The sequence below is a fragment of the Paenibacillus sp. FSL P4-0127 genome (assembly GCF_038007325.1).
In the GTDB taxonomy this organism is placed as follows: domain Bacteria; phylum Bacillota; class Bacilli; order Paenibacillales; family Paenibacillaceae; genus Fontibacillus; species Fontibacillus macerans.
Genome location: NZ_JBBOWY010000001.1, coordinates 1,481,208 through 1,505,972, shown reverse-complemented (window position 1 = coordinate 1,505,972; position 24,765 = coordinate 1,481,208). Strand labels below are relative to the sequence as shown.

The window sequence follows — 24,765 nt, the reverse complement described above, 5'->3', positions numbered from 1 at the left end:
GAAGAAGGTATCCCGTATATACCCTAAATTCCATCATATCACCTGTCATTTAAGGCGTACAAGGCGCTAATCTTGTCGAATAAGCTCATTTTGACTAGAAAACTGGCTTTTGTCCAGTTCTCGGGCTTGCTTTTGAGCCGTAGTCCTTATTCACCATTGTTGACACAATGAAATGATGTTATTCGACATTTTCTTGCCACGGGTGTTTCAAAACATATACTTCAACATTTGGGTATAACCCCAATATTCCATTACAAAGTCGGCGACCAATCGCCCAAGCACAATGGCGAGCAGCAGCTGCAGCAGCTTTCCTTGCGGGCTTTTCGGATGCCGGATGACAAGGTCCAGCTTCAAGTTCTGCAGCGACCACCAGGAGATGGCGATACAGGCCAATAAAACAAGGATCGCCGTCAAGCCATTCACTCCAACCGAGGTTGACACAGTCTCGACCGGGCTCATGCTTACATCCACTCCATTACGTTTTATATTTATGCTGCAAGCACCTAATCGGTTAATGCCTCTTTGCAAAGCAGTCCTTTTCGCTTATGCTCCCGATTTTTGATTTTGGTCAAAAATATAGAACCTTATATATCATACTTGCCCGCGAAGGAATAATCCAGCATTTCTTTGTCTGCAAAGGGTTACAAAATATCAATTTTTTAAGGATTTCTCTTGCTGAAAAACCGTATTTTTAGTATGTTCTCCTAGTATGTTCTTCATAAACGGCAAGATTTCCTGCGAAAGTCCTAATTTTAAGCGAAATCAAATAAGCAAAACGTACTAATCGCCAAAAAAACCGGACACCTAAGGGTGCCCGGTCTTTTTGGCCTATTTCTTAGCTTTAGAGGATACGTTGATCCGCGTGACCGCCCGCTGCAGCGCAAGCTCGGCCCGGCGATGATCGATACGGTCCTGGTTGCTGCGCGAAGCCAATCTGCGTTCGGCCCGTTCCCGGGCGGCGATGGCGCGCTCCACGTCGATCTCCTCCGGCAGCTCGGCGCTTTCGGCGAGTACGATCACTTTGTCGCTTTGCACTTCTATGAATCCGCCGTGTACGGCGATCAAACGGGTTTCCTTGCCTTTTTTGGCCACGATCGGTGCCACCTGGAGCGGCGTTACAAGGGGGATATGGCCGCGCATAATGCCAAGCTCCCCTTCGCTGCCCCGGACAGTCAGACTGTCCACCTCTTGCGAGAACACCACATGCTCCGGCGTGACGATTTCCAATAAAAAGGTGCTCACTTGTTATCCCTCCTGTTCGCGGGATAGTTCATTTCTGAAGCATCCGCTTTAACGGCGCGGTTTTACAGCGTCTTTGCTTTTTCGACAGCTTCTTCAATCGTACCAACGAAGAGGAACGCGGCTTCCGGAAGATCATCATGTTTGCCGTCCAGAATTTCCTTGAAGCTGCGGACCGTTTCGGCAACAGGCACATATTTGCCCTTGAAGCCGGTAAACTGCTCTGCTACGTGGAACGGCTGCGACAGGAAACGTTCGACTTTCCGGGCGCGGGCCACCAGCGTCTTGTCGTCATCGGAAAGTTCATCCATACCGAGGATGGCGATGATATCCTGAAGCTCTTTATAACGAGCCAAAATTTGTTTTACCCCTTGGGCAACATCGTAATGTTCCTGTCCCACGACTTCCGGAGTCAAAATCCGCGAGCTGGAAGCCAGCGGGTCAACCGCAGGGAAAATCCCTTTTTCGGAAATTTTCCGCTCGAGGTTCGTCGTCGCATCCAAGTGGGCGAACGTCGTAGCCGGCGCCGGGTCGGTGTAGTCGTCCGCAGGCACGTAAATGGCTTGAATCGAAGTAACGGAACCTTTTTTGGTCGAGGTGATCCGTTCTTGCAGCTGACCCATTTCCGTAGCCAGTGTAGGCTGATAACCTACCGCGGAAGGCATCCGGCCGAGCAGGGCCGATACTTCCGAACCGGCTTGCGTAAACCGGAAAATGTTGTCGATAAACAGCAGCACGTCGCGGCCTTCCTGATCGCGGAAATACTCGGCCATCGTAAGGCCGGTCAGAGCTACGCGCAAGCGCGCACCCGGCGGTTCGTTCATCTGCCCGAATACCATGGCCGTTTTCGAAATTACGCCGGATTCGGTCATTTCCATGTAAAGGTCGTTCCCTTCACGCGTCCGTTCCCCTACACCGGCAAACACGGAAATACCGCCGTGTTCTTGCGCGATATTGTTGATTAGTTCCTGGATCGTAACGGTTTTCCCTACGCCGGCGCCGCCGAACAGGCCGATTTTGCCGCCTTTCGCATAAGGCGCCAGCAGGTCGATAACCTTAATCCCGGTTTCCAGCATTTCCGCTTGCGTCGAGAGCTCTTCGAACTTCGGCGGCTCGCGGTGGATCGGATATCTTAATTCCGTTGCGGCTTCGCCTTTATTGTCGATCGTTTCGCCAAGGACGTTAAATACGCGGCTTAGGGTCACTTCCCCTACCGGAACCGAAATCGGCGCCCCTAAATCGACAGCTTCCGTGCCGCGCACAAGACCGTCCGTCGAGGCCATGGCGATACAACGCACCAGGTTGTCGCCGAGATGATTGGAAGCTTCCAGAACCAGGGCGGACTGGCCATCCTGTTTCTCAATTTTTATTGCGTTGAAGATTTCCGGCAGTTGACCGCGCTGAAATTCGATGTCAACAACCGGACCCATTACGCTGACAACGCGTCCTTTGTTCATCTTCGTTTCCCTCCTAGATAATGCTTTCGGAACTATCAGCTTTGCGCGTTCGCCCCTGCGACAATCTCCGTAATTTCTTGGGTAATCGCGGCTTGACGAGCGCGGTTGTATGTCAGGGTAAGCTCATTGATCATTTTCGTCGCGTTTTTCGTCGCGCTGCCCATCGCCGTCATTTTGGCGCCAAGCTCGCTCGCTTTGCCGTCAAGAAGCGCGCCAAAAATCAACGTTTCGGCATACTTCGGAAGCAGCACTTCGAGCACACCATCTGGCGAAGGCTCATACTCATAGCTGCTGGTTGGACCTTCCGCTTGCACGGACTCGAACGGAAGCAAGCGCTCGACCGTCGGCAGCTGCGTAATCGCATTGATAAACCGACTATAGCAAACGTAAATTTCATCGAACTGTTCCGTCTCAAAACCTTGAACGGCCGCGTACGTCAACGATTTGATGTCCGCGAATTTCGGCGTATCGGACAGTTCGGTCACTTCTTCAACGACCGGATAATTGCGGCGTCTGAAATAGTCTCTGCCTTTTCGTCCGATCACGAAGATGCCGTATTCCGACGAAGAGGTGTGCTTGCTCTTGATCAGATCCGTTACTTTCCGCAAAATATTCGCGTTGTAGCCACCGACCAGACTGCCGTCCGAAGTAATGACGATATACGCCGTTTTCTTCACCGGACGCGATTCGAGCATCGGATGGCTAACCCCTTGAGTTCCGGCGGCAATGCTGGAAACGACCTCTTTCAACTTTTCCGCATAAGGGCGGGAAGCCTGCGCTCTTTCCTGCGCTTTGCGCAGCTTGGCCGAGGCTACCATTTCCATCGCTTTCGTGATCTGCCGGGTGTTCTGAACGCTTTTGATCTGGCGCTTGATTTCGCGCATCCCTTTTGCCATGATTTCACCACCTCAAAACTTTGGCGGAGCCAAAGTTACTTCGTAAGCATAGTCTAAGTTTTGGCGGGGCCAAAACCGCTTCGTAAGCAAGTGCTTGAACTTTGGCGAAGCCAAAGTTGTTTTACACAGCCACAAACCGGCGTTTGCCCATAAAGCCAAAGCCGGTTTATGCTTCAACTCATTTATGCCTTCGTCGCGAATCCGCGTTTGAATTGCTCGATCACTTGTTTCAGCTTTTCTTCGTTGTCTGCGGTCAAATCCTTCGTATCGCGGATCGACTGCAATACATCGTCATGATTGTTTTGGATGAAGGACAGGAATTCCGTTTCGAAACGGCGCACATCGCCCAGCGGGATATCGTCCAGATAACCTTTAACCGCCGTATAAAGGCTGACAACCTGCAGTTCAACGGCAAGCGGTTGGTTTACGCCCTGCTTGAGGATCTCCATCATCCGCGAACCGCGCGTCAGGCGCGCTTGCGTCGATTTATCCAAATCGGAACCGAATTGGGAGAACGCCTGAAGCTCGCGATATTGGGCGAGATCAAGGCGCAGGCTGCCCGCAACCTTCTTCATCGCTTTGATTTGCGCCGAGCCGCCTACCCGGGAAACGGAAATACCGACGTTAACGGCCGGACGTTGACCGGAATAGAACAGGTCGGACTCCAGGAAGATCTGACCGTCCGTGATCGAAATAACGTTCGTCGGAATATAGGCCGAGACGTCGGACGCCTGCGTTTCGATGAACGGCAGCGCGGTAATCGAGCCGCCGCCGAGCTCGTCGCTCAGCTTCGCGGCGCGTTCCAGCAGACGGGAGTGCAGATAGAATACGTCGCCAGGGAACGCCTCGCGGCCCGGAGGACGGCGAAGCAGCAAGGACAATTCGCGGTAAGCCGCGGCTTGCTTCGACAAGTCGTCATAGATAATCAAAACATGCTCGCCTTTGTACATGAAGTACTCCGCCATGGCAACGCCGGCATATGGAGCGATGTACAAGAGTGGCGACGGTTCCGAAGCGGAAGCCGTTACTACGATCGTGTAATCCAACGCGCCGTGACGGCGCAGCGTTTCCACCACGTTTACGACGGTGGATTGCTTTTGCCCGATGGCTACGTAAATACATTTCACGCCGTTGCCTTTTTGGTTAATGATCGTATCGATGGCGATCGCCGTTTTACCGGTTTGACGGTCGCCGATAATGAGCTCGCGTTGGCCGCGGCCGATCGGTACCATCGAGTCGATTGCCTTGATCCCGGTCTGCATCGGTTCATGTACCGATTTCCGTTCAATAACGCCCGGCGCATTGTTTTCTACCGGACGGAATTCCGTCGTCTCAATCGGCCCTTTGCCGTCAACCGGCTGGCCGAGCGGGTTCACGACGCGTCCCAGCATAGCTTCCCCGACCGGAACCTGCATAATCTGCCCGGTGCGTTTTACTTGATCGCCTTCGCGGATCTCGCTGTAAGGGCCAAGGATAACGACACCGACATTGCTTTCTTCCAGGTTGAGCGCAAGACCAAAAACGCCGTTTTCAAACTCAAGCAACTCGTTTGCCATGGCGTTTTCAAGTCCGTGGACACGGGCGATACCGTCGCCAACTTGAATAACGGTGCCGACCTCGGCCACTTCGATTTCCGATTTATATTGTTCGATCTGACTTTTAATCAGCGTGCTGATCTCTTCAGGTCTGATACTCAAGTGTTTCACCCCTATCTACAGTGCTTGTCTTCGAAAAGACTTTTCAAGCCGTTCCAACTTGCCGGCCAAGCTTCCATCGTATAATGTATCGCCGATTCTGACCTTCATGCCGCCGAGCAGCGATTTGTCGATCTCGTTTTCGACGCGGATTTTTTTGCCCACGAGCGCGCCGAATTCGGCAGCAACCTGCCCTTTTTCTTCTTCGTTGAGCGGATACGTGGTCAACACCACCGCATTGGCGATTCCAAGAGCATCGCTGGAGATTTTGATGTAAGCGTCCAGCAGTTCCGGCAAAATCCCGATTCTTCCCCGTTCCACCAACAGCTTCGCCAGCGAGACGACGGACTTGGACAACTTGCCCTCGATCGCTTGGGATATCACTTCCCATTTTTGGCTTTCGGTGATGTTCGGCGAAGAAATAAAATGCGAGACTTCTGCTCCGGACCGGAAGGCGCCGACGAGCGCTTTCAGCTCTTCTTCCACTTCCAGCGTCCGGTTTTCCCCCGCCGCGATCTCGTACAACGCTTTGGCATACCGTTTGGCTGCTACGGATTCGCGGCTCATGAGCGGCCACCGACCTCTTTAAGATACTTGTCAACCAGTTCGCCTTGAACTTGGGTATCGCTGACCTCTTTTTCGATCAGCTTGGAAGCAATCTTCACGGAGACAGTTCCCACTTCGTTGCGAAGCTGTTCCACCGCACGGTTTTTCTCGTTTTGAATATCGCGCAGCGCCTCTTCCTTCAAACGAGTGGCCTCATCTTTGGCCTGCTCCAGCATTTGAGCCGCTTGCTTGCTGCTCGTTTGCTTGGACTGCTCGATGATGTCGTACGCCTCTTTACGCGCTTGCTGCAGGGCCGCCTTCTGCTCCTCCACAAAAGCGCTTGCTTGCTCGCGGGTTTGCGCGGCTTCGTTCAGCTGCTGCTGCACGAGCTCGCGGCGTTTTTCCATCACGGAAAACAGCGGGCCAAAAGCATATTTATTTAACAAGAAGTATAGAATTCCGATCGCAATCAGTGCGATGACGGTATTTTCCCATACGAAACTCAATCTCAAGTCACTCCTTTCCGAAGCCTATCCGCATATAGCGAGATCGTTCTGCCTGGGCTAAAAAGAAGGCGTGGACGGCTGTGGCCTTCCCCGCCAGTTCTTCTTTCCCTTTTCATTTAGCCGGCCAAACCATAGAACATGAAGGCCAAGACCACGCCGATGATCGGAAGGACCTCGATCAGACCAACGCCGATAAACATCGTCGTTTGCAGAGTGGATTTCGCTTCCGGTTGACGCGCGATCCCTTCGACCGTTTTGCTGATAACCATCCCGTTACCCAGCGCTGCGCCAAACGCGCCCAAACCTGCTACGATAGCTGCTGCCAATAATGCCATTGCTCCCATTTGTATATCCTCCTTAAAAATAAATTCAATTTGTATAGTTCAGTCAGGATGAAGCAGTACTCCATTCCGTAACTTGAAACTGATTTTTAAAACCTTGCAGCGTAAATCTCATGTTATCAATGCTCTTCTTCATGGCTCTCCAGGTTCTGCGAAATATACACCATCATCAGAATGACAAACACAAACGCCTGAATCGCACCGACGAAAATACTGAAGCCCTGCCAAATCATCAGCAGCGGTACAGAAGCGATCATCCCGATGACGCTGGCCTTCGCCAAAGTCATGATCGTGGAGATCAACACCTCGCCCGCAAAAATATTGGCAAATAGACGAACGCCGTGCGTCAGCAGCTTCGACAGCTGCTCAATGATGTTAATCGGCAGGAAAAACGGATACGGTTGGATATAGTGCTTCAAATAATTTTTCGTGTTTCTCGTAAGTCCAAGTCCGTGGGATATCAGGAATACCAGCAATGCCAGCCCCATTGTCACGCTTACGTCCGCGGTCGGGGATTTCCACCAGGCCACTTCGGCGTGCGCTTCCTCATCCGGGTGCTTCGCGTGTTCTTCCTCAAGCACCTTCACAACGGAGGTAATTTCGTGTCCGAAAATGGTTGCTTTTGCCGGGTCGGTATACTCCGTGGCGATCCCTAACGGAAGTCCAAGCATATTGGCCACAAAAATGAACATAATCATCGTCATAGCCAGGGATAAAAAAGGCTTCCCTTTCTTCCAGTCCATCGTGCTTGAAATCATGTTCTGAACGAATTCAACCGCCCATTCCAAAAAATTTTGCAATTTTCCGGGATTCTCGACAGACAGGTTTCGCGTAGCCAATTTCGCCAGCACAAAAACGATGGTGCAAGTTACGACCAGCATCAAAATGATCGACAAGTCGAAACGCAGGCCGCCCAATTCAATAATCGGAGCTTCATGCATGTTTTCTCACCCCCAATCTCAGGTTGAATACAACTCAAGGTTTGCGAGAATATTTGATGCCTATAATAAGAAGGTAAAGTTGCGCAAAAACCAGACTCCCGGCAACCGCATACACGTTGAGGTACTGCGGATATTTCATGGCGGCGAATACCGCCAAGACCGCCGTAGCCGTCCGGGTAAGAAAACCCATGTTGATCCGCTTGGCTTCGCCGGCCGCAGCCGCATCACCCAGACGCCGCACCTTTCGGCCCAGGTAATACGCATTGATCCAGCTTACCGCCGCACCCAGCGCCATACCGAGCATAATGCTTTGCAATCCCGGCAATAAAGCGCCTCCCAAAAAGCAAAGGGCCAAGAAACCAAGCGTCCCGGCTGTCAAAGCGCGGCTTAATTTCGACAGCTCATCCATTATTTCCCCCTCATGACCGATCTGATCAGCGCTACGATGCCGACGATCCCGACCGCAATTCCTGTTAGAACGCCCAGACCGATACCGACACCATTCGTCAGCCAAAGCTTATCCAACCAGGAACCGAAGTAGAAACCGCCGATCGTGCATATGGCAAAATTCGTCCCTAAGGCCGTTACCAAAGCGGCAACCTTCCATACACTGTTGTTGCCTCCAGGTTTTATCGGATCCTCCATTTCAATTCACCCTAATAATCCCAATTTATTTTACTAACTGTGAACAGTTCTTGTCAATTGAGGTTTTTTAGCGGTTTAAAGTCGTGAAATGCTAAATTTGTCCTTGCAATCCTGGGGCAAACGCATACAGCGTACAGTAATACTGTATACTTTTTTATGCTTGCGATCAAAACAAATTTTCGTCAATTTGTGAACTTTCTGTGAAAATCCTCCGGACGCTCGTCCGTTATTCCAAAATAGTGATAAATCGCATTGACAATTCGCGTAGATGCTTTCCCATCACCATATGGATTAGCGGCATGGCTCATGGCGGCGTAAGCTTTTTGATCGCAAAGCAGCGCCTTTGTCCGTTCATAAACCATCTCCTCGTTCGTGCCGACCAGTTCCAGTGTCCCTGCCTCGATTCCTTCCGGACGTTCCGTCGTGTCGCGAAGCACGAGCACGGGAACGCCAAAGGAAGGCGCTTCTTCCTGCAAACCGCCCGAATCCGTAAGTATAAGGTGGGTGTGCGGATAAAAATTGTGCAGATCCACCACATCCAAAGGATCGATAAGTTTAATACGGGGATGCCCTCCCAAAGTTTCGTGGGCGGGACCTTTAACCGCCGGGCTTGGATGTACCGGATACACGATGGCCACATCCTCAAACTCATCGGCGATTCTCCGCACGGCGCGGAAAATATTCAGATGCGGTTCGCCCTGTGATTCGCGGCGGTGAGCCGTCATCAAAATCAACCGTTTGCCTGCGGCCCAGTCGAGCACATCGTTCTTATAATCAGGTTGTACTGTATATTGAAACACATCTGTTACCGTGTTGCCTGTGACATATATAGCTGACGACGGCTTATTTTCCTTCCGCAAATTTCCAGCGGACCACTCCGTCGGAGCAAAATGCAGGTCCGCAAGCACTCCAGTCAACTGGCGGTTCATTTCTTCCGGATACGGAGACAACTTGTTCCAGGTGCGCAGGCCTGCTTCGACATGGCCGACTTTGATCTGTTGCAGGAAAGCTGCATAGCTGGCCAGGAATGTCGTGAGCGTGTCGCCGTGGACCAGCACGATATCCGGCTTCGCCTCGCGCAGCACCCCTTCCAAACCTTGCAGTACGCGAATCGTGATTTCGTTCAGGCTTTGGCTCGGCTTCATCACATCCAGATCGTAGTCCGGAACGATTTTAAACACGTCCAGCACCTGGTCCAGCATCTCACGGTGTTGGGCCGTCACACACACGATAGAGTCGATATGGTCGCTATGCTTTTGCAATTCCAGAATCAGCGGCGCCATTTTAATCGCTTCCGGCCTTACGCCGAAGACGGTCATTACTTTAATCTTAGACATGTCCCATTCCCTTCCTTTAGCGGTAATTCAAAAAGTTGTCTTTTGATCACGAAGTTGGTACACAGCAGCATATTCGACATCGAATCTTGAATTCAGCCGGGCCTTCCGTTGCTCACGTAGGATCATCCTACGCTCCGCTACTCAGTCCCTAGCTTCATCCAACCTTCTTGGTGCTGAAAAGCCAACTTTTTGAACAATACTTAAATGAGGTAGTTCAAAAAGTCGTCTTTGGATCACTTCGTGCCGTACAGACGGTCGCCGGCGTCACCCAGGCCAGGGATAATATAACCGTGATCATCCAGGCGTTCATCCAGGGCGGCAACGTAGATATCGACGTCCGGATGGGCGTCATGCACCGCTTTGACTCCTTCCGGGGCGGCGATCAGGTTCATCATTTTGATTTGCGTGCAGCCGCGTTTTTTCAGGGCGTCGATCGCCGCGATCGCCGAACCGCCTGTCGCCAGCATCGGATCGATGACGATCAACTCGCGTTCCTGTACATCCGTCGGCAGCTTTATGTAATATTCCACCGGCTGCAGCGTCTGCGGATCACGGAACAGTCCGACATGCCCCACCTTCGCCGCAGGCAGCAGCTTTAACACGCCGTCCAGCATGCCCAGCCCCGCGCGGAGAATCGGAATAAGCCCGAGCATCCGGCCGGAAATGACCCGCGATTCGGCCTCGGCCACAGGGGTTTGCACCTTGATGGATTCCAGCGGAATATCCCGCGTAATTTCATAGGCCATTAATGTGGCCACTTCATCCACCAGCTCGCGGAAATCCTTCGTGTTCGTTCGCATATCACGGATAAATGTCAGTTTGTGTTGGATTAAAGGGTGATCGCATACCACCAATTTCGCCATAATTAGTCCCTCCGGTTCTATTGCTAAGTTTCCATTTGCATCAAGTTTCCCAAATTCCAATGTGCACAAATCTTGTTTATTATATCACTGTCTTTTTTCGAATGCCATGAAGGGGCCGGTATGGAATCGACTGGCAAAAAAGAGCAAAGAAAAACGGCGTATTGGCGTACTTTCGCTGGAAAGCAGAGACAAATGGGTAGCGAAATGCAAAAGTGCAGTACAATTCCGGTCAAAAGCTACTTTTTTATCGGAAGGCTCAAATGAGATGCACTTTTGCATTTGTATCGCATAAGTGGGCCAGTTTGAGGTGAATAAACTGCACTTTTGCACTTGGTCCACCAAACCGTCTTTCTTCAAAAAAAAGCGCCATAGGCGCCCTGCAACAAAATCCGTCTTTTAGCCGGCTCGCACCGTTTGGCGCGAACCCTCGGCTCATGACTCTTCTATATAATGGTCGTATCTGCTGGAAATCAGGTAGTCTCCCCTTGAATCAGGGTGATGTCCACCGTCGTATTGTTGATCAATTCCCCTTCCGTATTTTCGATCATTCGGATCAACGTGTTTGTCAGCATGGCGCCGATCCGGTCACTGGGCTGCATGATGGTGGTTAGCTTCGGATTTTGCAGCATCCGCGTGAAGCTATGGTAATCGTAGCCGACGATTTTAAAATCCTCTGGCACCCGGATACCGTGCTGCTGCGCGTAAATGTACAAGGCGTATGCCACGATGTCATTGCTGCAAAATACGCCGTCGTATTCGCCAAGCTTGTCCGGCGGCAGCTTTTCGGCGATAAACGACCAGAAATAATCGAAGGTGAGCTTGTTGTGTGCGCCTTCAATGATATCGTAGGCAATGCCGTGCTTCATGCAAGTGATCACGAAGGCGTCCCTCCGCCGGTTGGAGAGCATATCCAGACCGAGCGGCCCCGAGATATGCAGGAGCCGTTTGCATCCCCGCCCGATCAGATGCTCCGTCGCCAGTTCCCCGCCTCTGTAATTGTCGGAGCCTACGCAGGGGATATTCGGCGATACGAGACGGTCAAAGGAAACGATCGGAAAAGGAACCTTCTTATAACTTTCGATATCCATCGTATGGCTGCACATGATGATCCCGTCCACCCGGTTCTGGCGCAGCATACTAATGTAGTTCGCTTCCTTGTCCGGGTCCTCGAGGGAATTGCAAACGAGCAGCTTGTAGTTTTTTTCATTCGCGCTCATTTCAACATACTTGATCAAATCGGAGAAAAACGGGTGATTCGAGTCGGGAACGATGATCCCGATAAAATAAGACTGATTTTTCTGCAGCGCCCTGGCGATCTCGTTGGGATGATAATCGATCATCTCCATCGCCTTTTCCACCTTGCGGCGGGTTTCTTTGCTGATATATCCCCGGTTGTTCATCACTCTGGAAACGGTCGTCACGGATACTCCGGCAACTTTGGCCACATCTTTGATACTCGCCATTTCATGCATCCCCTCACTTTATCTATCGAAAAGAACCCGCAACTCGGAATTGTCTATTTCCATAATAGTCGGCCATATCCTGGCATACAACTGTTTTCATATGATTAACGATACCATAAAACTTTGTAAATTATCAGTTACTATATCCTTATTTTACGGGATTTTTTTATAGGAAAACGTTTGACATATTTTTTGCACGGTTATAAAATGAGTTGTATTCAAAATCTAGGAGGTCTAATAGTTATGAAGAGAACGCTTTCATCACTGCTGTTAGTCGGCTTATTGTCCCTGGCGCTTGCGGCGTGCGGCGGCAATTCGGGCAAAGGCGACGCCGGAGCCGGCAACGCCGGCGGCAGCGGGGCGAAAACCGAAATTTCGGTGCTGGTCGGCAAACAGGAAATTTCGAAACAGTTTGAAGAAATGGTCCAGGAATACAACAGTTCGCAGGACAAGGTCAAAGTTTCGCTGATTCCGATGGCCGGACAAAATGGCTACCAGCGGATCACCACCCTGTACGCTTCCAATAACGCGCCGAACATCATGCACTTTCTGAGCGAATTCGATCAAATGAAGGACAAGCTTGCCGATCTTTCCGATCAGGAATGGGTGCAGCACGCCAATGCCGGTACGCTTGATTATGTCACCGTCGACAACAAAGTATACGGTATGCCGATGTCGATCGAAGCCTTCGGCTTCCTGTACAACAAGAAGGTGCTGGACGCAGCCGTAGGCGGCAGCTTTGATCCTTCCACAATCCGCACCCAGGACGACTTGAAGGCTTTGTTCGACAAGATTGAGGCAACCGGCGCAAAAGCTGTTGAAATCACCCCGGTGGACTGGTCCCTGGGCGCGCATTTCACGAACGTGTTCGCCGCAAACGAGTCCCAGGATCACGCGGGACGTTTGCAATATCTCGAAGATCTGAAAAGCGGCAAAGTGGACCTGGCCCAAGACCAGGTTTTCAACGGCTGGCTGGACACGCTGGATCTGATCAAACAATACAACTACGCGAAGGACGCGCCGCTCTCCGCAACCTATGACGACGCTCCGATCGTGCTCGCGGACGGACAAGCCGGCATGTGGTTCATGGGCAACTGGGCCTATACCCAAATTAAAGAAATCGATCCTGAAGGGGAGTATGGATTCCTGCCGGTTCCGGTCAGCAACAACGCCGGCGATTTCGGCAACAGCCGTATTTCTGTCGGCGTTCCGGAATATTGGGTCGTCGATGCCAGCCAATCCACGCCTGAAGAACAGCAGGCTTCGAAGGATTTCCTGAACTGGATGGTGTCCAGCGAAAAAGGTCAGGACTACTATGTAAATCAGTTCGGATTTTTGCCGGCATACGACAATTTCACGACCAAACCGACGGATCCGGTCTCCACATCGGTGCTTTCCTACACGGAATCCGAGAACACGCTGGCATGGATGAACTCCTACTATCCGCCTGATGCCTTCCCTGCCATGGCGGCCAGTCTGCAAAAATACCTGGGCGGAGAAATCGACAGAGCCGGGTTGACCAAGGAGTTCCAAGCTTACTGGGCTTCCGCGGGCAAGAAATAAGCGAGGCGCAAGCATCACCAGCAAAACGGCCGGGAATAAGCATGGACGCTTGCTCCCGGCTCATTTCAGGCGCCAGATGGGAGGTTCCTCATGTACAACGAGAAAACATGGATCGACAAACTGAAAGTTTTTATGACATTCGGCTTTATCCCTTTATTCGCTTTCGCGACAGTCATACTCGTCCCCTTTTGCATGGGAATATTCACGACGCTCACGGACTGGAACGGCACCTCCGACACCTTTCATTTTTTGGGACTTTCCAACTATCAAGCTGCCCTGACCGATTCGACATTCTGGGCATCGATGGGAACGACGCTGAAATACGTGGTCGTCACGCTCGTGCTGACCAACGTCGTCGCGTTTGGGCTCGCCCTGCTCGTCACCGGCGGTTTTAAAGGGCAGAACTTTTTCCGCGCCGGATATTTTACGCCCAATCTCATCGGGGGCATTATTTTGGGGTTCGTATGGCAGTTTATTTTTGCCAGAGTATTTACGTACGCCGGCCGCGAGCTGGACTGGGGATTTCTGTCTTCGTCCTGGCTGGGCGATCCGGATAAAGCGCTGTGGGCCCTTATCATCGTGAGCATTTGGCAAAACGCCGGCTACATGATGCTTATTTACGTAGCGGGGTTGAACGGGATTTCGGCTTCGCTGACCGAAGCGGCCAGCCTGGACGGAGCGTCTTATATCCGCCAGTTGTTCAACGTCAAAATTCCGCTCATGGTACCCGCTTTTACGATCAGCTTGTTTTTGACGCTGCAAAGAAGCTTCATGGTATACGACACGAACCTGTCGCTGACGAAAGGCGACCCCTTCCGCTCGACGGAATTGATCGCCATGCACGTGTACAACGAAGCCTTTGTGTACCAGCGTTTCGGGCCGGGGCAAGCTAAAGCGTTTATTCTGTTTGCCGTGGTGGCGATCATCGCCATCGTTCAGGTCAGCGTGATGAAAAAGGTGGAGGTGGAAGCATGATGACCGGATCGTCCCGAATGAAAAAAGCATCCGCGCTTGTATTGAATGTACTGCTGCTGGTTGCGTTCATTTTTCCGCTGCTTATGATTATCGTGAACTCGTTTAAGTCGCGGATCGATATCGTGCGCAATCCGCTTGCGCCGCCGGTGGACTGGAGCTTTGCCAACTACACCGAAGCTTACAAGACCATGGGATTCGGCAGCGCCTTTGTCAATTCCTTGATCATCACGGTTTTCGCCGTCGCGCTGATCTTGATCTTTTCCTCCAGCCTCGCCTTCTTCCTGGTAAGGTGGAAATGGAGAATCAACCACATCATCCTGCTGATGCTGATCGCTTCGATGATTATCCCGTTCCAAGCGATCATGATTCCGTTCGTCTCGGTGTTCGGGTCTTTGGACATGCTCAGCAGCAAATGGTGGCTCATTTATTTCTACCTCGGGTTCGGCATCAGCTTGTCGACCTTTATGTACCACGGTTTCATTAAGGGCGTCCCGGTCGATATGGACGAAGCGGCGCTGATTGACGGAGCCGGACGGATCAAACTGTTCAGCAGCGTGATTTTTCCGATTTTGAAACCGATCACGACCACGATCGCCATACTTAACGTACTTTGGATTTGGAACGACTTCCTGCTTCCTTCGCTCGTTCTCATCTCGCCGGAAGACCGGACGCTGCCGCTGTCCACCTACTATTTTTTCGGTAAATATACGTCCAATTACGGAGTAGCCATGGCGGCGCTGGTTCTTTCGATGATTCCGATCGTGATTTTCTACGTGGCGATGCAGCGGCAGATCATCCAGGGCGTTGTGGAAGGAGCCGTCAAATCGTAATCAAACTATAGAAATAAAACGAAACAAGGAGCAGGAGAACCCATGAATCAGGAGTGGTGGAAACAAAGCGTTGTCTATCAAATTTATCCGCGCAGCTTCAAAGACAGCGACGGGGACGGGATCGGCGACATCAAGGGGATTACGCAAAGCCTGGATCATTTGCAAAACCTGGGCGTCGACGTGATTTGGCTGTCGCCGGTTTACCGATCCCCCAACGATGATAACGGTTACGACATCAGCGATTACCGCGCCATTATGGATGAATTCGGAACGATGCGCGATTTCGACGAAATGCTGAGCGAAGCCCATGCCAGAAATATAAAAATCATGATGGATCTCGTCGTGAATCATACCTCGGACGAGCATTCCTGGTTTATCGCGTCGCGTAGCTCGAAGAGCAGCCCTTACCGCGATTATTACGTGTGGAGACCAGGGAAAAACGGAGGCCCTCCCAACAATTGGGGTTCTTTCTTCGGCGGAAGCGCCTGGGAATACGATCCCGTGACGGGAGAATATTATTTGCATCTGTTCAGCAAGAAGCAGCCCGATCTGAATTGGGAGAATCCGCAATTGCGCCGGGAAGTGTACGATCTGATGACCTTCTGGCTGAATAAAGGCGTGGACGGATTCCGAATGGATGTCGTTAATTTCATATCGAAGGATCAGCGTTTTTTGGACGGCGTTGTTGGCGATACGGCATACGGCGACGGCGGCCCCCACTTCACGAACGGCCCCCGCATTCATGAATTTCTTCGCGACATGAACCATGAGGTACTCGCCAAATACGACACGATCACGGTCGGCGAAATGCCGAACGTAGGCGTCGAGGAAGCAAAGCTGTACACGGCCAAGGAACGCCGGGAGCTCAACATGGTGTTCCATTTCGAACACGTCGATGTCGGCAACGGCAAATTTGGGAAATGGTCCCCGCAGCCGTGGAAGCTCACGGATTTGAAGGCGATTTTCACAAGATGGCAGAAAGGGCTGGAAAAACAGGGTTGGAACAGCTTGTATTGGAGCAACCATGACCAGCCGCGGGCGATTTCCCGCTTCGGCAACGACAGCGAGGAATACCGCGAGGTATCCGGCAAAATGCTGGCCACCTGCCTGCATATGCTTAAGGGGACGCCTTACATTTACCAAGGCGAAGAGATCGGAATGACCAACGTAGCGTTCGAAACCGTGGATGAATACCGCGATATCGAAACTTTAAACACGTACAGAGATTATATTGCGGCCGGGCTTCTCACCCGCGAGGAAATGATGAAGGCGATCCACGAACGCAGCCGTGACAACGCGCGCACGCCAATGCAGTGGACGGACGCGGAACATGCCGGTTTTACGGCCGGTCAGCCCTGGATTGCCGTAAACCCGAACTACAGGCAGATCAATGTCGCAGCCGCGATGCGGGATCAAAATTCGATTTTCTATTATTATCAAAAACTGATCCGCCTGCGCAAGGAAAATCCGGTGATCGTGGACGGCGGCTACGAGCTGCTGCTGGACGACCATGAACAGATTTACGCGTACACGCGAACCTTGCAGGAAGACCAACTGCTCGTGATCTGCAATTTTTCCGCGGAACGGCCTCAGTTCACGCTGCCGGAAGGCTTGAACCGCACCCGGGCAGAACTGCTTATCTCCAATTACGAGGCCGATGGAAAGGACGATTTCCGGTCATTCCGGCTTAAGCCGTATGAAGCCAGAGTGTACCGGTTGAAATAAAGACCGCTTATTTTTCCGATAGAGAAGGAGAACTTATGAAGATAAAAAATGAAGCGATGCTGATTACGTACGCAGACAGCCTCGGGACGAACTTGAAGGAATTGAACCAGGTGCTGGACAAGCATTTGCAAGGAGTCGTCGGCGGCGTTCACCTGTTGCCTTTCTATCCTTCTTCAGGCGACCGTGGTTTTGCCCCCATGGACTACACCAAGGTCGATCCGGCCTTCGGCGATTGGTCCGATGTCGAGCAAATGAGTCAAAAATATTACATGATGTATGATTTCATGATTAATCATATCTCCCGGCAATCGCCGTATTTTCAGGATTTTCTGGAGAAAAAAGACGAGTCCGCCTACAAGGATCTGTTTATCCGCTACAAAAACTTCTGGCCCGGCGGAGAGCCTACTCCGGAGGACGTGGATTTGATCTACAAGCGCAAACCGCGCGCCCCTTATGTAGAAGTAACCTTTAAGGACGGAAGCACGGAAAAGGTATGGTGCACCTTCGACGAGCAGCAGATCGACCTGGATGTAACGACCGACACCACGAAAAAGTTCATCCGCGACAATCTGACGTTCCTGGCCCAAAAAGGAGCCTCCATCATCCGGCTTGACGCCTTTGCTTACGCCAACAAAAAAATCGGCACGAACTGCTTTTTCGTGGAGCCGGATATTTGGGACATGCTGCGGTATTCCGAGGACATCATTTCCCCTTCCGGCATTACGGTCCTCCCGGAAATTCACGAGCATTACAGCATTCAGCTGAAAATCGCCGAGCAGGACTATTATGTGTATGACTTCGCCCTGCCGATGCTGGTGCTGCATGCCTTGTACAGCGGCCAGGTTCACCGGCTCGTTCATTGGCTTAACATTTGCCCGCGCAAACAGTTTACGACGCTGGATACCCATGACGGCATCGGGGTCGTCGACGTTAAGGACCTGCTGTCCGACGAGGAGTGCGAAATGACCCGGGAGAGCCTGTACAGCCAGGGCGCCAACGTCAAAAAGATTTACAGCACGGAAGCCTACAACAATCTCGATATTTACCAGATCAACTGCACCTACTACTCGGCGCTCGGCAACAATGACCAGAGCTACTTGTTGGCGCGGGCGATTCAGTGCTTCGCCCCGGGCATCCCGCAAATCTATTATGTAGGCTTGCTTGCCGGCGAAAATGATATCGAGCTGCTGGAGCGCACCAAAGAGGGGCGGAACATCAACCGTCATTACTACACGCTGGAGGAAATCGAACGCGAAGTGGAGCGTCCTGTCGTGAAGCAGTTGTTCCGGCTGCTGAAGTTTAGAAACACCTGCCCGGCGTTTGACGGAACCGTCGAAGCCGAGCAAGCGGACATCAACAATTTGCGGATCATTTGGAAAAACGGCGCCTCCGAAGCGAAGCTGGAAGCCAACCTGGCCACCAAGGAATTCAGCATCCGATACAAAGACGCAGAGACAAACTGGACCTTATTGATGTAGTTTTGCAAGCGAAAAGGTCATGTTTAAAAAGCGGCGCCTGTCAGGGATAAAACTTCCCAAGGACAGGCGCTTCCTTACTGGCTCAACATTTGGTCATCCGCCCTAAGCGGCTGAATTCAAGATTGCTTTTTCAGCCTCGCCACCTGCTCTTCGGTTAGCCCCGTAACTTTAGCGACCAGCGATGTCTCCATTCCCTCGCGAAGCATATTAAGCGCCGCCTTTTCCATGCCCACGGCTATACCTTGTTCAATCCCTTTCTCTATGCCTTGCTCTATGCCTTGCTCAATCCCTTTTCCCAAACCTTTCTCCAAACCTTCCTCCAAACCTTTCTGCAAGCCTTCCTTCAAGCCTTCCTCGTATCCCAAACGACTCCATGCGGGCATCAGTTCCATAATAGACTCACCTACCTCCGGGTATTGTTCTTTCAACTCTTCCAGCAACTGCTTGTCTTGCTCGGGATCAGTATTGAAATACAGATCCGCCACCGACATGATCAGGGCCATTCGCGCATCATCCAACCTTCCTTGCAGACGTAAAATCATCCGTAAATACGCCAGGCGTATTTCTCGCTCTTCTCCCTTAGTATAGCCCATTTTCGCCAGCAGCGCAGCAGCCACCGGATTGGCGGAATCGATAAATTGCCGCCAAGGTTGCTTCCTTAGCTCCACCTTCATGAATTCAAACCGCAAAATCGGCTGCTGCGGCATACTCATCACCAGCGCATTTTTCTCCTCCTTAGCCTCGTCCGCCGTAAAGACGGCAATGGGAATAATGAGTTTATATTCCTTCCGATGCCGCTCAAACAAACGGCTGAAATAGATGAACATTCGCTCGTGGAAGTCGTTCTCCTGGTAGGATTGCGGCTCAATGTGGATCAATATGTAGGCATCCAGCTCCAAGTATCTCGTTTCCAGCAGCAGATCCAGCGTCCGCTTCTCCTCGCCAACGATATCCACTAGCAGCTCCTGCATTAAAAAACGGGTATGACGATGATCGAGCAGCTTGTCCAGTTCAGGAAAAAACAGTTCAATGAACTCCGCAAAAAAGGTTTGCAGCAGCTTCTTGAACGCTTCGTCATGCGGGGTAAACGGCCTGCCTTCCGGCCATTTCGCTTTCTTTTCTCTTACCGCTAGTTCATAAGCACTCATGATTAATCCCTTCCTCTCCCACAATGGACAATTTTCAACAAAAAAAGCACACCGCCACAGCGCCCCTTGGGCACCGGCAAGTGTGCTTCACTTTTTCGTTTTCATTTGTATATCTTAAACTATATCATCGATCAGTATTAGGAAAGCAAAGCCAGAAGGACCTTATTTGATCAAAAACAAGCTGAAATGTTCTGTTTTTACCTGAATAAGGTCTCTGGTGTCCGTTACATTCAAAATCGGGCCGCTTTTCGGTCCAATTCACGGATCAGGCTTGGAAAAAGCGCCTTTTGAACCACGCCTCAGCTTGGCGAGGACAAGGCCGCGTCGGCCAAAGCCAGCGCGCCGGCCAGTCCGGCATTGTCGCCAAGCCCCGGCGGAACGATATAATCGGCGATTCCCTCACGCAAGCTTGGGTGCTGAACGTACCCATTCAGCAAAGTCTGCAGCTTGTCCGCGATCAGCGGGAAAAGCTGGCTCTGCTTCATGACTCCGCCGCCCATAATGATCTTTTGCGGAGAAAGCACGAGAATATAGTTCATCAATGCCTGCGCCAAGTAATAGGCCTCCATTTCCCAAGCCGGATGGTCGGGAGGAAGATCCGCGCCGTTGGCGACTCCCCAGCGTTTGACGAGGGCCGGACCGGCGGCCAAGCCTTCCAGGCAGTCCCCGTGGTATGGACATGTGCCTTCATATTTATCGTCCGGATGACGGCGCACGAGAATATGCCCCATTTCGGGATGGGACAAGCCGTGAATCAGCCCTCCGTTTAAAGCGGATCCGGCCCCGATCCCCGTTCCGACCGTGATGTAAAGGCAATTATCCAGCCCTTGGGCCGCACCCCAGCGTAATTCGCCCAGCGCCGCCCCGTTTACGTCCGTGTCAAAGCCTACCTTGCAGTTCATGGCCTTCAGAACGGCCCCAACGAGATCAAAGTTGCTCCAGTGCGGCTTCGGGGTCGTCGTGATATAACCATAGGTTGGGCTCCCCGGAATCGGATCGATCGGCCCAAACGAGCCGATGCCCATGGCCTCAATCTCCTTATCCCGGAAATAATCGTGCACCCGGCCCATCGTCTCTTCCGGCGTCGTCGTCGGAAAGCTGACCCGGTCCAGAATCGTGCCGTCCTCATGGCCGATACCGCATACAAATTTAGTTCCTCCGGCTTCAATAGCCCCCAGCAATTTCAATGATGCCAACCTCCATTTTCAGCTTGCGGATAAGATAGTATGACGAACGTTACCATATCAGTCTCTAAAAAAATTATACCATGATATCGGCCGCGTTAATAGAAGATCCTATCCGTTTCCCGAACCCAACACCTCGGCCGTCCACCTGCCGATCAGGCGCTCGCGGTTTTTGCCGGCCCATTCGAGGTCGTATGGAATGGCATTCAGTTTCTCCAAAGGAATGGCTTCCTCGGGGGCAACGGCGTCGGGATTCGTCAACTGCTGGTAATTGCCGACCTGCTTGCCGAGTTCCTGAGCTTGCTTGGTCAGCGCCCAATCGACGAACTGCCGGGCCTCCTCCTGATTCGGGCCGCCCTTGATGATGCCGACCGCCCCGATTTCGTAGCCGGTTCCTTCGGTTGGAAAGTTAATGACAAGATTTTGAAACCCTTCCTTGTAATATTTGAGCGCATCATGAGCGAACATGACCGCCGTGCCTGACTCCCCCATGCCTACCGTTCGCCCGGGAACGCTCCCGGAGGTGGTGTAAACGACATTTTGCAGGTGCAGCCGGCGCAAATAGTCAAACGCCTGATCCTCGCCGAACAACTGCACAAGCGTAGCCAGCGTCGTATAGGCGGTTCCCGATGAACGGGGGTCCGCCATCGAAATCATCCCCCGGTACTCCGGCTGCAGCAGGTCATTCCACGATTGAGGAGCTTGCAACCCTACCTCCTGCAGCCAGGTTTTGTTGGACACAAACGCGATGGAACCGACGTAAATTCCTGTCCAATATCCGCTCGGATCGCGATACTCACGGGGGATCGATGCGGCATTTTGCGAAAGATACGGTTCCAGCAAGCCCTCGGTTTTCGCCTGAATAAACGTATCCGCCGGTCCGCCATACCAAACGCTCGCTTTGGGCGCGTTCCGCTCCCCCCGGATTCGCGCCAGGATTTCCCCGCTCGACATCCGCACATAATTCACTTTAATGCCGGTCTGCTTCTGGAACGTCTCGATCGCCTTGATGGCGTGATCCTCATACAGTCCCGCATACACCGTCAACGTACCTTGACTCTCCCTGCCGCAAGCGGCCAGAAGCGGCGATATCATAAGGAACAGCAGCAATATGCCTAAAGTTATTCGTTTCATGCCGCCCCTCTCCCCCTTGCTTGATGTCATCCGAACGTGATGTTTTGGGTTAAATCACATGAAGTGCGTCTTCGGCAAACTGCAGCGATACATTGGCTCCGACCGCGTAAACTTTCTCCTGGATCGGGTTATGCTCGGTAATTTGGAACAACTGGCCGGCAAACTGCACTTCGTATTCCTGCGTTTGGCCCATGAATACGCTCTTTCGCACGACACCCAGGTGCGCCGATTCATTGGACAAGGATACGGCTTCCGGGCGGATTACGACGGTAACGCGGTCTCCCGCCTTAAAACCGTCCCGGCGAATCCGCAGCAAACCTGCGTCCGTCTCCACCAGCAGCCGGCCTGCCTCCGTTCCTTTCACCGTCCCCTCCATAAAGTTGGCGGTTCCGATAAAGTCCGCCACAAACTTCGTTTTGGGGCGCTGGTAAATCTCCATCGGCGTACCGACCTGCTCGATTTTCCCTTTATTCATAACGATGACTTTATCGCTCATGCTCATCGCTTCGCTTTGATCATGCGTGACATAAACGGCCGTAATGCCGATCTGCTGCTGAATCCGCCGGATTTCGTCCCGCATCACCAAACGCAGCTTGGCATCCAGGTTGGACAACGGCTCGTCAAACAGCAGCACGCCAGGCTCCATCACGAGCGCTCTGGCCAGGGCAACCCGCTGCTGCTGCCCGCCCGACAATTGGCTCGGCATCCGGTCCCGGTAATCCCGCAAATTCATTATATCCAATACGGATTCAACTTTCGAGCTAATCTCCGACTTGGTCAGCTTCTTAATTTTGAGCCCGTAAGCGATATTGTCAAAAACATTCAAATGCGGGAACAGGGCATAGGATTGGAACACCATCGTGCAGTCCCTCCGGTTTGGAGGTATCCCGTCGACCGCCTCATTCCCGAAATAAATATGCCCTTCGGTAATCTCCTCGAATCCGGCAATCATGCGCAGCGTCGTCGTTTTGCCGCAACCTGAAGGGCCGAGCAGAGTGACGAACTCGCCCTCTCCGATGCTCAGATCAACCCCGGTTACCGCGTACGACCGTTCGCCTTTGTCGTTCACGAAGGCCTTCGATATATTTTTAAGAGTGACAGATTTAGCCATAAACAATACCTCCTTCAAGAATGGGCGCCAATTAAACGGATCGCTCTTTGCCGCCCATCCATTTCACCAGCAAGTTGATTAGCGCCAGAGCAACGATCATGATGAGAATCAGAATCGTACAGTAAGCGCTGGCCACGCCGATCCGGCCCGCCTCGACCTGCGCCAGAATCGACGCAGTAATGAGATTATATTTGGCCGAAATAAGGAAAATCACGGCGCTCATCGCGGTCATGCTTTTGACAAAGCTGTTGACGAGGCCGCTGAAGAAAGCGGACTTGATCAGTGGCAACACTACGCTGGTGAACACTTTACGTCCCCCGGCTCCCAGATTCGTCGCGGCCTCTTCGATGCTCGGGTCGATTTGCTGCAAGGCGGCGATCCCGGAACGAATGCCCACCGGCATGGAACGTACGACGAAGGCGGCCACGATAATCATTCCTGTTCCCGTCAACGCCAGCGGTGCCTTATTGAAGGCAAGAATATAACCGATCCCGATGACCGTGCCCGGCACGGCAATCGACAGCATGCTGATCACCTCCAGCGCCTTTTTGCCGAAGAAACGCTTGCGGACAATCAGGAAGGCGATGATCATCCCCAGCAGACCGGCGACCGGAGTGGCGACGACAGCCAGCGTCAGCGTGTCCTTGATCGCTTTTTGCCCGATGGAGAATACGTATTTGTAATGGTCCAGGGTCAGGCTGTTGTTGATCCCCCACAGCTTGATGAACGATCCGACCGGTACCAGAGCATAAAAAGCGATAACGGCCAGCGACATGATCAAGCAAAAAGCGAATAACCCTTGTTTAACGGCCCCGGACTCAATCATTCTCCGCTGTCCCGTCGGTTTGCCCGTTACCGTGACATAGCTTTTTTTACCCACCCAGAAGTTTTGCAAAATATACACGATAATCGTAACCGTAAGCAAAATCATCGCCAGAGCCGCGCCCGCTTGCAAATTATAGCTTCCGACCGCCTGCAAATAGATTTCCCTGGCAACGGTAGAGTAGTTCCCTCCGATCGTCATCGGATTGCCAAAATCGGCCAGAGATTGGACAAACACTAGTAAAAACGCGTTGGCTATCCCAGGAACCGAGAGCGGCAAAGTAACGCTAAGGAACGTCTTCAACCGGCTGGCCCCCATATTTTGACTCGCTTCCTCCAAAGAAGGGCTGATCGAACGAAGCAGACCCGACAGCGTCAGAAACGCGATTGGAAAAAACGATAGCGTCTGCACCAGCACCAGGCCATGCAGCCCGTATATGTTGGCGTTTTCGAGGCCCAGCAAATTTTTGGTGATCAAGCCCTGTTTTCCGAACAGCAGCATCGCGGATAACGCGATCACAAAGGGCGGAGATATGACCGGTAAAATAGCAATTCCGTTAAACAGCTTCTTAAACGGCACCTTTACATAAGCGAACGTATAGGCGAATACATAGGCGATCGCTGTGGACAGCGTCGACGTCAATACGGCCAGGATCAGGGAATTCACCAGGGATTGCAGCAACCCTCCCCCGGAGAGTACCCGCTGATAACCTTGAATGCCAACCTCGCCGGCGGAGCCGACGAAGCTGGACTTTAGAATCTGGAATAACGGATAGACGATAAAAACGACTAAGCAGAGCATGACCAACACGATCAGAATCGGCAGGAGCGGCTCGCGCTTGAATCTTTTGAACATGGCGCTCATTC

At 52.1% G+C, this 24,765-nt stretch carries 24 protein-coding genes; 5 read left to right on the top strand and 19 right to left on the bottom strand.

All coding sequences use genetic code 11. From position 1 onward, the window contains the following. Nucleotides 1-207 precede the first annotated feature (207 nt). The 14 genes from NYE74_RS06645 to NYE74_RS06580 all read right to left on the bottom strand — a co-directional run bounded on the left by NYE74_RS06645 (nt 208) and on the right by NYE74_RS06580 (nt 11,928). Nucleotides 208-459, bottom strand: coding sequence for a DUF1146 family protein (locus tag NYE74_RS06645; RefSeq protein WP_036619240.1), 252 nt, complete (start codon nt 457-459; stop codon nt 208-210). 369 nt (nt 460-828) lie between these two features. Continuing rightward, nucleotides 829-1,242, bottom strand: coding sequence for a F0F1 ATP synthase subunit epsilon (locus tag NYE74_RS06640; RefSeq protein ID WP_036619238.1), 414 nt, complete (start codon nt 1,240-1,242; stop codon nt 829-831). A 62-nt stretch (nt 1,243-1,304) separates the two neighbouring features. After that, complete coding sequence (atpD, locus tag NYE74_RS06635) at nt 1,305-2,696, bottom strand: F0F1 ATP synthase subunit beta (protein ID WP_036619236.1); 1,392 nt, start codon at nt 2,694-2,696, stop codon at nt 1,305-1,307. A gap of 35 nt (nt 2,697-2,731) precedes the next feature. Then, entirely contained in the window at nt 2,732-3,592 is an 861-nt protein-coding gene (atpG, locus tag NYE74_RS06630; protein WP_036619234.1) for an ATP synthase F1 subunit gamma, read from the bottom strand. 182 nt (nt 3,593-3,774) lie between these two features. Beyond that, nucleotides 3,775-5,289 (bottom strand): F0F1 ATP synthase subunit alpha, encoded by a 1,515-nt coding sequence (atpA, locus tag NYE74_RS06625; RefSeq protein ID WP_036619232.1) that lies wholly within the window; start codon nt 5,287-5,289, stop codon nt 3,775-3,777. 15 nt (nt 5,290-5,304) lie between these two features. Further along, a complete protein-coding gene (locus tag NYE74_RS06620) occupies nt 5,305-5,853 on the bottom strand; it encodes a F0F1 ATP synthase subunit delta (protein WP_036619230.1) in 549 nt (182 codons plus the stop codon). Further along, nucleotides 5,850-6,338 carry a F0F1 ATP synthase subunit B gene (atpF, locus tag NYE74_RS06615; protein WP_036619228.1) on the bottom strand — a complete coding sequence of 163 codons (489 nt, stop codon included), beginning with the start codon at nt 6,336-6,338 and terminating at the stop codon, nt 5,850-5,852. Before atpF ends, NYE74_RS06620 begins: the two co-directional genes overlap by 4 nt. A gap of 116 nt (nt 6,339-6,454) precedes the next feature. Beyond that, nucleotides 6,455-6,682 carry a F0F1 ATP synthase subunit C gene (gene atpE / locus NYE74_RS06610; RefSeq protein ID WP_036619226.1) on the bottom strand — a complete coding sequence of 76 codons (228 nt, stop codon included), beginning with the start codon at nt 6,680-6,682 and terminating at the stop codon, nt 6,455-6,457. 116 nt (nt 6,683-6,798) lie between these two features. Continuing rightward, nucleotides 6,799-7,620 carry a F0F1 ATP synthase subunit A gene (atpB, locus tag NYE74_RS06605; RefSeq protein WP_124333300.1) on the bottom strand — a complete coding sequence of 274 codons (822 nt, stop codon included), beginning with the start codon at nt 7,618-7,620 and terminating at the stop codon, nt 6,799-6,801. Nucleotides 7,621-7,654: 34 nt separating this feature from the next. Continuing rightward, nucleotides 7,655-8,029 carry an ATP synthase subunit I gene (locus NYE74_RS06600; protein ID WP_036619223.1) on the bottom strand — a complete coding sequence of 125 codons (375 nt, stop codon included), beginning with the start codon at nt 8,027-8,029 and terminating at the stop codon, nt 7,655-7,657. Continuing rightward, nucleotides 8,029-8,265 (bottom strand): AtpZ/AtpI family protein, encoded by a 237-nt coding sequence (locus tag NYE74_RS06595; RefSeq protein WP_036619222.1) that lies wholly within the window; start codon nt 8,263-8,265, stop codon nt 8,029-8,031. The genes NYE74_RS06600 and NYE74_RS06595 overlap by 1 nt, the downstream gene beginning before the upstream one ends. Before the next feature lie 182 nt (nt 8,266-8,447). Then, nucleotides 8,448-9,602 (bottom strand): non-hydrolyzing UDP-N-acetylglucosamine 2-epimerase, encoded by a 1,155-nt coding sequence (gene wecB, locus NYE74_RS06590; protein WP_036619221.1) that lies wholly within the window; start codon nt 9,600-9,602, stop codon nt 8,448-8,450. Nucleotides 9,603-9,835: 233 nt separating this feature from the next. Next, nucleotides 9,836-10,465, bottom strand: a complete 630-nt coding sequence (upp, locus tag NYE74_RS06585) for a uracil phosphoribosyltransferase (protein WP_036619220.1) — start codon at nt 10,463-10,465, stop codon at nt 9,836-9,838. Between the two features lie 470 nt (nt 10,466-10,935). Next, on the bottom strand, nt 10,936-11,928 hold the full coding sequence (locus tag NYE74_RS06580; protein WP_036619218.1) for a LacI family DNA-binding transcriptional regulator: 993 nt from the start codon (nt 11,926-11,928) through the stop codon (nt 10,936-10,938). Nucleotides 11,929-12,171: 243 nt separating this feature from the next. Here NYE74_RS06580 and NYE74_RS06575 point away from each other — a divergent pair, with 243 nt between their 5' ends. From NYE74_RS06575 to gtfA, 5 genes are all read left to right on the top strand, one after another. Then, complete coding sequence (locus NYE74_RS06575; protein ID WP_036619217.1) at nt 12,172-13,491, top strand: ABC transporter substrate-binding protein; 1,320 nt, start codon at nt 12,172-12,174, stop codon at nt 13,489-13,491. Nucleotides 13,492-13,581: 90 nt separating this feature from the next. Continuing rightward, nucleotides 13,582-14,466, top strand: a complete 885-nt coding sequence (locus NYE74_RS06570; RefSeq protein ID WP_036619215.1) for a carbohydrate ABC transporter permease — start codon at nt 13,582-13,584, stop codon at nt 14,464-14,466. Further along, complete coding sequence (locus tag NYE74_RS06565) at nt 14,463-15,296, top strand: carbohydrate ABC transporter permease (protein ID WP_412761652.1); 834 nt, start codon at nt 14,463-14,465, stop codon at nt 15,294-15,296. Before NYE74_RS06570 ends, NYE74_RS06565 begins: the two co-directional genes overlap by 4 nt. Nucleotides 15,297-15,338: 42 nt before the next feature. Beyond that, nucleotides 15,339-17,021 carry a glycoside hydrolase family 13 protein gene (locus tag NYE74_RS06560; RefSeq protein WP_341004655.1) on the top strand — a complete coding sequence of 561 codons (1,683 nt, stop codon included), beginning with the start codon at nt 15,339-15,341 and terminating at the stop codon, nt 17,019-17,021. Between the two features lie 35 nt (nt 17,022-17,056). After that, complete coding sequence (gene gtfA, locus NYE74_RS06555; protein WP_270619901.1) at nt 17,057-18,499, top strand: sucrose phosphorylase; 1,443 nt, start codon at nt 17,057-17,059, stop codon at nt 18,497-18,499. Between the two features lie 116 nt (nt 18,500-18,615). Here the strand turns inward: gtfA and NYE74_RS06550 are convergent, their stop codons facing one another. The 5 genes from NYE74_RS06550 to NYE74_RS06530 all read right to left on the bottom strand — a co-directional run bounded on the left by NYE74_RS06550 (nt 18,616) and on the right by NYE74_RS06530 (nt 24,763). Beyond that, on the bottom strand, nt 18,616-19,647 hold the full coding sequence (locus tag NYE74_RS06550) for an Rpn family recombination-promoting nuclease/putative transposase (RefSeq protein ID WP_124333296.1): 1,032 nt from the start codon (nt 19,645-19,647) through the stop codon (nt 18,616-18,618). A gap of 299 nt (nt 19,648-19,946) precedes the next feature. After that, on the bottom strand, nt 19,947-20,834 hold the full coding sequence (locus NYE74_RS06545) for an ROK family protein (protein ID WP_124333295.1): 888 nt from the start codon (nt 20,832-20,834) through the stop codon (nt 19,947-19,949). Between the two features lie 108 nt (nt 20,835-20,942). Continuing rightward, nucleotides 20,943-21,965, bottom strand: coding sequence for an ABC transporter substrate-binding protein (locus NYE74_RS06540; protein WP_036619209.1), 1,023 nt, complete (start codon nt 21,963-21,965; stop codon nt 20,943-20,945). A gap of 49 nt (nt 21,966-22,014) precedes the next feature. Next, on the bottom strand, nt 22,015-23,076 hold the full coding sequence (locus tag NYE74_RS06535; RefSeq protein WP_036619208.1) for an ABC transporter ATP-binding protein: 1,062 nt from the start codon (nt 23,074-23,076) through the stop codon (nt 22,015-22,017). A 31-nt stretch (nt 23,077-23,107) separates the two neighbouring features. Next, nucleotides 23,108-24,763 (bottom strand): ABC transporter permease, encoded by a 1,656-nt coding sequence (locus NYE74_RS06530; RefSeq protein ID WP_036619206.1) that lies wholly within the window; start codon nt 24,761-24,763, stop codon nt 23,108-23,110. Nucleotides 24,764-24,765 lie beyond the last annotated feature (2 nt).

Bases quoted from the DNA above. Each gene is read 5' to 3' on its own strand.
- NYE74_RS06600 (WP_036619223.1), bottom strand. From the start codon at position 8,029: ATGGATGAGCTGTCGAAATTAAGCCGCGCTTTGACAGCCGGGACGCTT.
- NYE74_RS06560 (WP_341004655.1), top strand. From the start codon at position 15,339: ATGAATCAGGAGTGGTGGAAACAAAGCGTTGTCTATCAAATTTATCCG.
- NYE74_RS06620 (WP_036619230.1), bottom strand. From the start codon at position 5,853: ATGAGCCGCGAATCCGTAGCAGCCAAACGGTATGCCAAAGCGTTGTAC.
- gtfA (WP_270619901.1), top strand. From the start codon at position 17,057: ATGAAGATAAAAAATGAAGCGATGCTGATTACGTACGCAGACAGCCTC.
- atpE (WP_036619226.1), bottom strand. From the start codon at position 6,682: ATGGGAGCAATGGCATTATTGGCAGCAGCTATCGTAGCAGGTTTGGGC.
- upp (WP_036619220.1), bottom strand. From the start codon at position 10,465: ATGGCGAAATTGGTGGTATGCGATCACCCTTTAATCCAACACAAACTG.
- atpG (WP_036619234.1), bottom strand. From the start codon at position 3,592: ATGGCAAAAGGGATGCGCGAAATCAAGCGCCAGATCAAAAGCGTTCAG.
- NYE74_RS06540 (WP_036619209.1), bottom strand. From the start codon at position 21,965: ATGAAACGAATAACTTTAGGCATATTGCTGCTGTTCCTTATGATATCG.
- atpD (WP_036619236.1), bottom strand. From the start codon at position 2,696: ATGAACAAAGGACGCGTTGTCAGCGTAATGGGTCCGGTTGTTGACATC.
- NYE74_RS06595 (WP_036619222.1), bottom strand. From the start codon at position 8,265: ATGGAGGATCCGATAAAACCTGGAGGCAACAACAGTGTATGGAAGGTT.
- NYE74_RS06570 (WP_036619215.1), top strand. From the start codon at position 13,582: ATGTACAACGAGAAAACATGGATCGACAAACTGAAAGTTTTTATGACA.
- NYE74_RS06645 (WP_036619240.1), bottom strand. From the start codon at position 459: ATGAGCCCGGTCGAGACTGTGTCAACCTCGGTTGGAGTGAATGGCTTG.
- NYE74_RS06580 (WP_036619218.1), bottom strand. From the start codon at position 11,928: ATGGCGAGTATCAAAGATGTGGCCAAAGTTGCCGGAGTATCCGTGACG.
- NYE74_RS06530 (WP_036619206.1), bottom strand. From the start codon at position 24,763: ATGAGCGCCATGTTCAAAAGATTCAAGCGCGAGCCGCTCCTGCCGATT.
- NYE74_RS06565 (WP_412761652.1), top strand. From the start codon at position 14,463: ATGATGACCGGATCGTCCCGAATGAAAAAAGCATCCGCGCTTGTATTG.
- atpB (WP_124333300.1), bottom strand. From the start codon at position 7,620: ATGCATGAAGCTCCGATTATTGAATTGGGCGGCCTGCGTTTCGACTTG.
- NYE74_RS06550 (WP_124333296.1), bottom strand. From the start codon at position 19,647: ATGAGTGCTTATGAACTAGCGGTAAGAGAAAAGAAAGCGAAATGGCCG.
- NYE74_RS06535 (WP_036619208.1), bottom strand. From the start codon at position 23,076: ATGGCTAAATCTGTCACTCTTAAAAATATATCGAAGGCCTTCGTGAAC.
- wecB (WP_036619221.1), bottom strand. From the start codon at position 9,602: ATGTCTAAGATTAAAGTAATGACCGTCTTCGGCGTAAGGCCGGAAGCG.
- NYE74_RS06575 (WP_036619217.1), top strand. From the start codon at position 12,172: ATGAAGAGAACGCTTTCATCACTGCTGTTAGTCGGCTTATTGTCCCTG.